The sequence below is a fragment of the Kitasatospora sp. NPDC029312 genome, assembly GCF_055569215.1.
In genome coordinates this window covers 125,358-136,054 of record NZ_JBVHXY010000019.1, presented here as the reverse complement: position 1 = coordinate 136,054, position 10,697 = coordinate 125,358, and the positions used below count along the sequence as shown (strand labels likewise).

General features: G+C 73.1%; 6 protein-coding genes. 3 read left to right on the top strand and 3 right to left on the bottom strand.

Annotated features, from left to right (window positions below; all coding sequences use genetic code 11):
• Positions 1-229: 229 nt before the first annotated feature.
• Together ACZ4WV_RS18055 and ACZ4WV_RS18050 are read right to left on the bottom strand one after the other, a co-directional pair.
• Entirely contained in the window at positions 230-733 is a 504-nt protein-coding gene (locus ACZ4WV_RS18055) for a signal peptide protein (protein WP_465747719.1), read from the bottom strand.
• Positions 734-926: 193 nt separating this feature from the next.
• Positions 927-2,963, bottom strand: coding sequence for a cellulase family glycosylhydrolase (locus tag ACZ4WV_RS18050; protein ID WP_465747717.1), 2,037 nt, complete (start codon positions 2,961-2,963; stop codon positions 927-929).
• A gap of 193 nt (positions 2,964-3,156) precedes the next feature.
• On the opposite strand from ACZ4WV_RS18050, the gene ACZ4WV_RS18045 reads away from it, so the two are divergent.
• Together ACZ4WV_RS18045 and ACZ4WV_RS18040 are read left to right on the top strand one after the other, a co-directional pair.
• Positions 3,157-4,635 (top strand): APC family permease, encoded by a 1,479-nt coding sequence (locus ACZ4WV_RS18045; RefSeq protein WP_465747715.1) that lies wholly within the window; start codon positions 3,157-3,159, stop codon positions 4,633-4,635.
• A gap of 109 nt (positions 4,636-4,744) precedes the next feature.
• Positions 4,745-6,382 carry an amidohydrolase gene (locus tag ACZ4WV_RS18040; RefSeq protein WP_465747713.1) on the top strand — a complete coding sequence of 546 codons (1,638 nt, stop codon included), beginning with the start codon at positions 4,745-4,747 and terminating at the stop codon, positions 6,380-6,382.
• Positions 6,383-6,529: 147 nt separating this feature from the next.
• On the opposite strand, the gene ACZ4WV_RS18035 is transcribed toward ACZ4WV_RS18040, so the two are convergent.
• Positions 6,530-7,234, bottom strand: a complete 705-nt coding sequence (locus tag ACZ4WV_RS18035; protein WP_465747711.1) for a TetR/AcrR family transcriptional regulator — start codon at positions 7,232-7,234, stop codon at positions 6,530-6,532.
• A 493-nt stretch (positions 7,235-7,727) separates the two neighbouring features.
• Here ACZ4WV_RS18035 and ACZ4WV_RS18030 point away from each other — a divergent pair, with 493 nt between their 5' ends.
• Positions 7,728-10,529: an SdrD B-like domain-containing protein gene (locus ACZ4WV_RS18030; protein WP_465747709.1), complete on the top strand. Its 2,802-nt coding sequence runs from the start codon at positions 7,728-7,730 to the stop codon at positions 10,527-10,529.
• The last annotated feature ends 168 nt before the right edge of the window (positions 10,530-10,697 follow it).

The window sequence follows — 10,697 nt, the reverse complement described above, 5'->3', positions numbered from 1 at the left end:
GTCTTGGGGCTGGGATTGGAGGGCGGTTAGGGTGGCGGGGGGTGGTGTGTGTGCGCGGCGGAGGCAGAGGGCGGGGGTGGAGGGGGAAGGGGGATCCCAAGGGGGGGGAGCCCCCCCCCCCCCTTCTGCCCTTCGCCCCCCTCACCGCGGGGGTGCCCCCCCCCCAGGACCCGGCTCTCGGAGGCCGGAGCGCGGCACCGGCCCGGATGGAGGATGGAGGTGCCCGGCGTCAGGCGTAGAGGGCGATCCGGGGTGCGATGGTGCCCCGGGCGGGGCCGCCGAGGACGGTGAGCCGGTACTGCTCGGTGAGGGCGTGGTGGCCGTGCAGGACGATCTTCGCCGGGAGGAGGGAGGTGTACAGCGTGCCGGTCTGGCTGGCGAGCGGAACGGTGTGCCAGCGGCCGTCCGTCCCCAGCAGTTCCAGCCTGATCTGCGCCGGGGTGGGGGACGGGCCCCGGTCGGGCGACTCGATCAGGATCTGCGGGGCGACCGTCCGGTCCGTCGCCGCGGGGTTGCGGTAGGTGACGGTGATCCGGTGCGCCGCGTGGTCGTGCGGCAGCGGGCTGCTCGGCAGGTCGACGAAGTCCACCGGGGCGGCGGTGGCGGTGGCGGTGGCGGCCGGGGGCGCGGAGACGGCCGCGTCGGCGGGGGAGGTGAGCGCGGCGGCCGGCAGGGCGGCGAGGGCGACGGTGGTCAGCACCAGCGCCCGGCGGGGGATCGTCCGGGTGCGCATGGGCCCCTCCTTCGGTCGAGGACGGCGGCCGGGAGGCGGCTCACCCGGCGGACGGTGTCCGCATCGCTACGGACGGTCGCCGGGTGGGTGGTTCGCTCGCCGGTCGGGCGGTTCGTACTCCTCCACCCTGCACGTGCCCGGCGGATGCCGCATCCGCCGGGCACGTGCACGCCTGTCATCGCGCGCCGTGGCGTCAGTCGAGCGGGCGGCAGAGCAGGGCGTCCGGGACGCCGCCGTGGTTCCAGCGCCAGGTGTAGGCGACGCCGGCCAGGTACTCGCCGTCGGCGCACTGACCCTTGTAGGAGCCGGGCGCCCAGTCGCTCGGCGTGGCGCCCCCGGTGGTGGGGCGGTTGTCGCCGTGGTCGAACCAGATGCTGCGGCCGGTGAGTGGCAGCGGGGCGGTGGCCGGGGCGCAGAGCAGGGCGGCCATGGCGTCGGAGCGGACGCTGTAGCCGACGGCGAAGGTGCGGTCGGGGCACTGGAGCTTGCTGTAGCCGGGGGCCCAGTCGCCCTCCGTCACGTAGCGTTCGTCGGTCACGGTGGTCCAGGGGCCGTCGGCCCGGGCGGGCTGGCCGGCATCGGTGCACAGGCCCCGGCTGCTGCCGCGGCCGAGGCCGGTCAGGCGCTGGCTGTCGGGGCAGTCGCCCTTGCGGTTGCCGTAGGACCAGTCCGGCCGGGCGAGCATGGTGACGGAGACGTTCTGATCGGTGTGGTCGAGGTCGAGCAGGTTCCAGTGCGGGACGGCCGGCACGGGGCCGGTGAGCGAGGGCGCGTCGATCAGCTTGTGCCAGTCGGCGGCGCGCCAGTCGCCGGGGTCGTCCAGGCCGAGCCGGTGGCCCGCGCCGTCGAAGTGGAGCAGGGCCCAGTTGTCCATCGGTCGGCCGTCGGCATCCGTCCAGCCGGTGAGCGGCCAGACGGCGAAGTCGGTGTCGTTCCTGGCGAGGATGTCGGTGAAGGCGTGGAACCAGTCCTGCTCCTTGGTGTCGGTCGAGCCGCGGCCCGCCGCGCCGAACTCGCTGATCCACACCGGCGCGGTGAAGTGCTGTCCGGCCTGAGTGACGAACAGGGCTTCCTGGTCGACCACTTGGGCGAGCTGGTCCGGGGTGAAGTCCTCGTAGCGCGGGTCGCCGGTGGCGCCGGCGCCGCTCCCGGCCCCGGTGTTGGCGGGGCCCGTGAAGCCGTAGAAGTGGGCGGAGTAGACCAGCTTGCCGGAGTGGATGAGGGCGTTCGAGAGCGTCGCCACCGGGGTGAGCATCGGGCGGCCGTGCGGGAAGGGCGCGGCGGGGATGCCCTGCCAGTTGATGCCCTCCATGATGATCAATAGGTCCGGGTCGGCCTGGAGGATCCGGTTCCCGGCCTCCTCGAAGGCGGCGTACTCGTCGTGGGCGTCGCCCATGCCCCAGTTGGGGTCGTCCCAGGTGTCCCGGCGGACCTCGTTGCGCAGGTCGGCGCCGACCACGCGCTTGTTGTCGCCGTAGCGCCGGGCCATGAACAGCCAGTCGTCCTCCCACTGGGCGGTGGTCTGGCCGCTGTTCCAGCGCTCGTTGCCGTCCAGGCCGCAGCACCAACGGTAGCTGGTGGTGTGGTTGTTGAGCACGACGGCGAAGCCGTCGGCGGTCAGTGCGGCCACCACCGCGTCGTACACCTCCAGCGGAGTCCTGCCCCTGAGCCGGGGGTTGGCCGCCACCGCCGCGTCCGGCACGGGCGTGCTGTCGTGGATCATCGCGTCGGCGAACGGGAGCCGGACGCTGTTGATCCCCAACTGGTGGAAGCCGTCCAGGATTTCGCTCATCGGTGCGCGGTCCAGCCCGAGCGGGGTGTTGTACGAGACCTCGCCGTGCTGGTTGTTCGCCGGGTCGGTCGGGTCTCCGCTGCCGAGGTAGTGGCCCTGGGCGCCGTCCCAGTTGCCCGCCTTCAGCTTGAACCGGTTGCCGCCGGCGTCGACGACGTACCGTCCGCGGGTGCTCAGCGGGCCGGTCCAGGCGGCCGCGAGCTGGGCGCCGCTCAGCACGGGTGCGGAGTCGGTGGATGGTGCGGCCTGCGCGGACGGCGCCGCCTGCGCAGGTGAGGTGGACGGGGCCGGTGAGGCGGACGGGGCCGGTGAGGCGGACGGCGTGGGCGGGGCTGAGGGAGCTGGGGCGGCTGGTGCCGGCGGGGCGGCGATCACCAGGGCGGCCAGCAGGGCCGCCGTCGCCGGCACGGCCGTGCGGGTCGAACGGAGGAGGTTCACGGGTTCTCCAGGGCAAGGGTGGCCGGGGAGGAGCTTGTTGACGGTACGTCAAGAAGCGCCGGCGACACGAGGCCGTGGAGGGGCGAAATCCTTACGACAACAACATTGACGTGTGACGGGGCCGCCGGTTTCATGGCTCGCACTTCCCCCACCCCATCCCCACCCCACCCCCCACGAACAAGGCGGTGATCCGTTGGCCTCCACGGTGAAGGACACGGGCAGCGGTCCGAGAACGGACGCGGGCCACGGTGCCCTGCACAGATCCGTCGGCCTGCTGGACGGCGCGGTGATCGCCGCCTCCAGCACGGCCGCCACCAGCAGCATCGGCATCGGCCTGGGCCTGCTGGCCGGAGTCGTCGGCCTGCACCTGCCCGCGATCATGCTGCTGGCCTTCCTGCCCGTGCTCGCCATCGCCGGCGGCTACGGACGGCTGAACGCCGTCGAACCGGACGCCGGCAGCAGCTACCGCTGGGTGGGCCGGATCCTCAACCCCTGGCTGGGCTTCCTCACCGGCTGGGTGAACACCGTCGGCACGGTGGTGTTCATGGCGTACACCACCACCGTCACCGGTTCGGCGGTCATCCAACTGCTCGGCGAGGCACACCTGCGGAGCATCGCCGGACTGCGACTGGACGCCGACTCCACCGTCCAGTGCACCCTGCTCGGCCTCGCCGTGCTGATCGGCGCCGCACTCGTCGCGGTGCGCGGGCTCGACCTCGCCGCCCGGCTGCAGAAGGCCCTGCTGGTCTTCGAGTACCTGGTGCTGCTCGGCTTCTGCGGGTACGGGCTGTTCGCCGGCGACCAGCCGTTCTCCCTCCAGTGGTACAACCCCTTCGACCTGCCCTCCCTCGACGCGGTCGCGCAGGGCATGGTGCTGGCGGTGTTCTGCTACTGGGGCTTCGAGTCGGTGTTCAGCGTCGGCGAGGAGGTGCGCCAACCGCGCGACGCCTCCCGGGGCGGCTTCCTCGCCCTGGTGGTCATGCTGCTGCTCTTCCTGCTCGCCGGCACCGCCTTCCAACGGGTGCTGCCGCTGGACGAGTTGGCCGGCAACGGCGCGCACGGGCTGACCTACTTCGGCACCCGGCTCGCCCACCAGCCGCTGGCCGCACTGCCGCTGGTCGCCCTGACGTTCTCCGCCGTGGCCTCGCTCCAGTCCTCGGTGATCCCCACCGCGCGCGGGATGTACGCGATGGGGCGCGACGGCGTGCTCGGCCCGGTCTGGACCCGGCTGCACCGCAAGCACGCCACCCCCGCCGTCGGCACCCTGCTGATCACCGGTGTCGCCGTGCTCCTCGCCCTCGCCTCGCTGGCCATCCCCACCGTCAACGACCTCATCTCGGCCTCCGTCAACGCGATCGGCATCATCGTCGCGCTCTACTACGCACTCACCGCCGTCGCGGCCGCCGTCCGCTTCCGCCACCTGCTGCGCACCGACCCGCTCCAGGGGCTGCGCGCCGTGGTCGGGCCGCTGCTCGGCGCGGCCGCGCTGCTCGCCGTCGGCGGCTACCTGGCCTGGACCTTCTACGACTCCGCCGACCACTTCGAACTCGCCGCCGACAACGGCTGGTTCGAGCTGACCGTGGTGGCGCTGATGGTCCTCACCGGCCTCCCCTCGGCGGCCTGGGCGCGCTGGCGGCGACGCTCCCCGTACTTCCTCGATCCGACGAACTGACCCCTCCGGCGCACCTGCCCGGCCGACGCACGACCGCTGACGCACGCGGCTGACGCACGACCGCTGACGCGGGAGGGCCGACGCACGACCCGAGAACGGAGCACCACCCATGACCGAGGCCGATCTGGTCTTCACCCACGGCCCCGTCCACACCGGCGACGCCGCTCGCACCCGGGCGAGCAGCCTGGCCGTCACCGGCGAGCGGATCACCGCCGTCGGGCACGACGAGGTCCGCGAGCTGATCGGGCCGCGAACCGAGGTCGTGGACCTCACCGGCAAGCTGCTGCTGCCGGGCTTCCAGGACGCCCACGTCCACGCGGTGTTCGGCGGCACCGAGTTGGCCGCCTGCGACCTCACCGGCGCGACGACCGCGGCCGAATGCCTGGAGCGGATCCGCGCCTACGCCGGGGCCAACCCCGGACAGGCGTGGATCACCGGCAGCGGCTGGTCGCTGGAGACCTTCGACGGGGGACTGCCGACCCGGCAACTGCTCGACTCCGCCGTCGCCGACCGCCCGGTCTACCTCACCAACCGCGACCACCACGGCGCCTGGGCCAACAGCCGAGCCCTGGAACTGGCCGGACTCACCCGCGACACCCTCGATCCGGCCGACGGCCGGATCGAGCGGGAGGTCGACGGCACGCCCAGCGGCATGCTCCAGGAGGGCGCCACCGCGCTGGTCGCCCGGCTGCTCCCGGCCGGCACCGCCGCGGACCGGCTGGACGGACTGCTGCGGGCGCAGCGCCTCCTGCACTCGCTCGGCATCACCGGCTGGCAGGACGCCCTGCTCGGCGAGTTCAACGGCCAGCCGGACCCCACCGACGCGTATCTGGCCGCCGCCCGCTCCGGCGCGCTCACCGCCCGGATGACCGGCGCGCTCTGGTGGGACCGCGACCGGGGTGCCGAGCAGATCCCCGAACTCGTCGCCCGCCGGGCCGAGTCGGGCCACGGACGGTTCCGGGCCGGCTCGGTGAAGATCATGCAGGACGGCATCGCGGAGAACTTCACCGCCGCGATGACCAGTCCCTACCTGGACGGTTGCGGCTGCGCCACCGCCAACTCGGGCCTGAGCTTCGTCGAACCGGCCGCACTGCGCCGCTACGTCACCGAATTGGACGCGCTCGGCTTCCAGGTGCACTTCCACGCCCTCGGCGACCGCGCGGTCCGCGAGGCGCTGGACGCCGTCGAGGCCGCCCGCGCCGCCAACGGCCGGCGCGACACCCGCCACCACCTCGCCCACCTCCAGGTCGTCCACCCGGACGACATCCGGCGCTTCGCCGAAGTCGGCGCGATCGCCAACATCCAGCCGCTGTGGGCCACCCACGAACCGCAGATGGACGAGCTGACGATCCCGTTCCTCGGCCCCGAACGCGCCACCTGGCAGTACCCGTTCGGCGCGCTCCAGCGTGCGGGGGCCACCCTGGCGGCCGGCAGCGACTGGCCGGTGAGCAGCCCCGACCCGCTGGCGGGCCTGCACGTGGCGGTCAACCGGATGGAACCGGGGGCCGTCGACGGGCGGGTCTTCCTGCCCGAGCAGCGCCTCGACCTCGCCACCGCCATCGCCGCCTACACGGCCGGCTCCGCCCATGTGAACGGCCACGACGACGCGGGGACGCTGGCCGTCGGGCAGCTGGCCGACCTGGTCGTGCTCGACCGGGACATCCTGACCGGGCCCGCGGAGGAGATCGCGGCGGCCCGGGTGCTGCGGACGTACGTGGGCGGGCAGGTGGTCCACGCGGCCGACTGACCGCCGCGTCCGTCCTTCCTGCGCGTCCTTCCTCTCCGCCTTTCCTCGTGAAGCCGCCGTCGCCGAGCCCACCGGGCCCGACGACGGCGGCTCAACCGGCCCCGCTCGGCTCCCCGCTGAACCCGCCCCCGTTGAACCCGCCCCCGCTCAACCCGCCGCGGCGAGCCGGGCGGCGGCCGCCTCGAGGAGCAGTTCGAGGGCGTACGGGTAGCCGCTGGACCGCATGTCGGTGGTCAGCAGGTGAGCGGTGGCCGCGATGTGGGGGTGGGTCGCGGGGTCGAGGTGGGCGTAGGACGCCTGCCAGACCTCCAGGTCCGCCCTGGCCGCCGCGGCGGGCAGGGCGAGGGCGGCGGCGTCCAGCGCGGCGAATCCCAGGCTCTGGTCGACGAAGGCGTGGTAGATCCGCACGGCCTCCCGATCCGGGAAGCCCCCCCGGCGCAGCACCCCGAGGATCGCCTCGACGGCGGCGGTCTCGTGGGTGCGGCCGGTGGTGCGGTGGGCGGCCAGGACGGCGGCCTGGGGGTGGGCCTGGTAGGCGGAGTGGATCCGCAGGCCGATGGCCCGCAGGTCGGCCCGCCAGTCGCCGGTCGGTTGCCAGCCCGCCTGGGCCAGCCCGATCAGCTCGTCGGCGACGGCCAGCAGCAGGTCGTCGGTGCTGTGGAAGTAGCGGTAGACCGCACTGGGGTCGGCGCCGAGCGCGGCGCCGAGCCGTCGCACGGTGAGGGCCTCGGCCCCGTGCTGCCCGATCAGGCGCAGCGCGGTGTCGACGATCAGCTCCCGGGAGAGGACGACGCCCTGCTTGGTGGGCCGGCGGCGCCGGCGCTGGGGTTCGGGGACCACGCGTTCGCTCATGCCGGGCAGACTAGGTCAACGAGGTTGACGTAATTCAGAGGCGTGGCTGCTCGGCGGCGGGCCCCGCTCAGGCGGGCTCGGAGTCACGGCCTGACCGCTGCTTTCCGGACCCGGGCGGCGGTACTCCGATGACCGGTGAGGCGGAATGAGTCGCGTGCAATTCTGTGCGCGATGTGTGCAATCGTCGAGCTGCTCGTGGCGGTGTTCGAGCGGGCGGTCGCCCGTGCGGGTCGTCCGGCTTTGTCGACTTGGCGCTCGATCCACGGCCGTGAGCCGCGGCGGGCCGGGTTTCCGCAGGTCGAGAGGTGTTCGGGGTTGATCGGGGTCGCCCGACGCCCCGGTGGTTACGTCTGATGATCCGTCAAAGTTCCTGATAACGGCCCGCAGTTGAGTGAAGCCCCTTTAAGCTCCCGTTAACAATGGCGGCTTCCCGCCACACCACGAACTCCCTCGCGAGCTCGGGCGGTAGGCCCTCGGGACGATGAGAGCAGGGATGACAACGACAACTGAACGGATGACCGGCGCCGCTCGCGGCCCGGGACGGCGACGACCGGGCCTGCCCGGCCGCCGCGCCGTGGGCCGTCTCGCGGCGCTCGCCATCGCGGTGGGCGGTTCCTCGTTGGCGGTGGCCCCGACGGCCGTCTCGCAGACCGGGGACGGCTCCGTGACGGTCCGGGTGATCCGGGCCGTGGACGCCTCCGGCGTCTGGACTCCCGCGCTGGAGCCGGGCATCGCGGGCGTGAAGGTCACGCTCACCGATGACGCCGGCTTCGGGATCGACGGCGTCACCGCGGCGGACGGCATGGTGACGCTCGCCCCGGCGTCGACCAAGACGGCCGGCGGCAAGTACCGAGTGCAGGTGGGGAATCCGAAGCCGGGCGTGCTGTTCCCGGCCTTCGCCTCGCGCCAGGGGCTGGTCGGCGCGCCCAACCAGCTCAGCAGCAACGAGGAGTTCGTCGACCTCTCCGGCGGCAAGAACGTCTCCTACACCACCGGGCTCTGGAACCCGGGGGACTACTGCCAGAAGAACGCACCGCTGGTGACCACCTGCCAGCCGACCAGTCGCGAGGGCGGGGACAAGCGCACGCTGGTCTCCTTCCCCTACAGCGCGCGCGGCCAGGAGGGCGTGGACGTCGCCGCGACGAGCATCGCCACCGCCGCCGAGACGGGCGCCCTGTACGGCATCGCCTGGAACAGGGCCGACAAGCGGGTCTTCTCCTCGGCGGTGGCCAAGCGCGGCACCGACTACGGACCGGGCGGCGCGGGAGCGGTCTACGTCTCCGACCTCGCCGGGAAGACGACGACGCTCTTCACCACCGTCCCCGACGCGGGCGGCACCGTGCACGGACCGGGGACGGACGACGCCTTCCTCGACGTCCCGGGCAAGGAGAGCCTCGGCGGCATCAAGATCACCGACGACGGCAAGGACCTCTTCGTCGTCAACCTCAACGATCGCAAGCTGTACCGCTACGACGCCACCGTGCCGACGGCCGCGGCGCCCAAGGCCGCGTACACCATCCCCGACCCGGGCTGCCCGGCACCGGGGGACTGGCGGCCGTTCGGCCTCGGCCTCCAGGACGGCACCGGCTACCTCGGCGGTGTCTGCTCCGGCCAGTCCACGGGCCGGGCCGCGGACATGCGCGCCGTGGTCCTGCCGTTCGACCCCGCCAGCGGGGTGTTCGGCACCGCGGTGCTGAACCAGCCGCTGGACTATCCGCGCCAGTCGACCGTCGGCGGCGGCCCGTGCGACGGTGCGGGCTGGTTCCCGTGGACCGGCAGCTACCCGACCACGCAGAACGGCCAGGCCTGCGGTACGAGCTACATGGCCAACCCCGAACCGGAGTTGGGCGAGATCGCGTTCGAGACCGACGGCTCGATGCTGCTGGCCTTCCGCGACCGCTTCGCCGACCGCGGGCCGGGCGCTCCCGCGCCGGGTTCGGTGTCCACCGTGATGTCCGGCGGTGACCTGAGCAAGGCGTGCCCGGTGAACGGCACGTTCGTGATGGACGTCAACAACGGCTGCGGGCTCGCCCCCCGGGGCACCCGGTTCTTCGACACCGCGTGGGGCGGTCACCACAACACCGCCTTCGCGGGCATGGCGCTCTCCAAGGTCGAGAACACCATCGCGGCCTCCTCCTTCGACTCCAACCACCAGGCCTTCGGCTACGGCACGTCGTTCGTCGAGCGCAGGGACGGCACGCCGGACCCGGCGTTCGGCCTGCGGTTGACCCCGAAGGGGACCGCCGCGCCGTTCGGCAAGGGCGCCTCGATGGGTGACCTCGAAGTGCTGTGCGACCAGGCGCCGTTGCAGATCGGCAACCGGGTCTGGTACGACCCGGAGCGCAAGGGCGTCCAGAACCCGGGCCAGCGCCCGGTGGAGGGCGTCACCGTCCACCTCTACGACGAGTCGGGCAAGCTGGTCGGCACGACAAGGACGACGGCGCGCGGCGAGTACTACTTCGACGACTCCGACGTCATCGGAGGGCTCAAGCCCCGTACCAAGTACACCATCCGCCTCGACAACCCGGCCGACTACGCCAAGGGCGGCCCCCTGTACCAGTGGGTGCCCACCGACCACGACGTCGGCGACAACCACTTCGTCGACTCCAAGGGCATCGTCCCCGCCGACGCGAAGTTCCCCGAACGGGCGCTGACCACCGGCGGACCGGGCGAGAACGACCACACCTTCGACTTCGGCTTCCGACAGCAGGAGGGCGCGCTGAAACTGGTCAAGCACGACCAGGACGGCAAGCCGCTCGCCGGGGCCACGTTCCAGCTGTGGCACGACACCAACGGCACCGACGGCCTCCAGGCCACCGGCACCAAGGCCGACACGCCGGTCGGTGGGCCCTGTACCACCGCGGCCGACGGCAGCTGCCAGGGCAGCGGTACGGTCGGGACGTACTACTGGCAGGAACTCAGCCCGCCGGCCGGCTACTCAGCGCCGGACACCACCGTCTTCGGGCCGCTGGTGCTCACCGCCGACAACCTCGACACCGGCGTCTCGGTGACGGCCGTCAACAAGCTGATCCCGACGCCCACTCCCACCCCGGCCCCGACCGGGTCGACGACGCCCACCCCGGCGCCGACGTACCCGGCGCCGACCGACAACCCGGCGCCGACCGACAACCCGGCCCCGCCCGCACCGCCGGCCCCGCCGGCGCCGGGCGGGCAACTTCCCCACACCGGAGCGGATGAAGGCCTCCCGCTGATCGCGACGGGCGCCGCGGCGCTCACCGTGCTCGGTGCGGCGCTGTTCGTCCTGACGCGCAGGCGCCGGGCCCAGCACCGGTAGTCGCTCCGCCATGACGGGGTGACAGCCCGGATCGGGCGGGTTCCCGGACCATCGCGTCCGGGGCCCGCCCGAATCCCGCGCCGGCTCCCGCGCCGGCTCCCGTGCCCGGCTCATGGCGCGGTTCCCGGCCGGTTCCGGGGCCGGCCGGCCGGATCTGACACCACCGAA

What these genes read in the sequence shown, in the direction of transcription:
- ACZ4WV_RS18055 (WP_465747719.1), bottom strand. Translation starts at nt 733, where the DNA reads ATGCGCACCCGGACGATCCCCCGCCGGGCGCTGGTGCTGACCACCGTC.
- ACZ4WV_RS18040 (WP_465747713.1), top strand. Translation starts at nt 4,745, where the DNA reads ATGACCGAGGCCGATCTGGTCTTCACCCACGGCCCCGTCCACACCGGC.
- ACZ4WV_RS18035 (WP_465747711.1), bottom strand. Translation starts at nt 7,234, where the DNA reads ATGAGCGAACGCGTGGTCCCCGAACCCCAGCGCCGGCGCCGCCGGCCC.
- ACZ4WV_RS18030 (WP_465747709.1), top strand. Translation starts at nt 7,728, where the DNA reads ATGACAACGACAACTGAACGGATGACCGGCGCCGCTCGCGGCCCGGGA.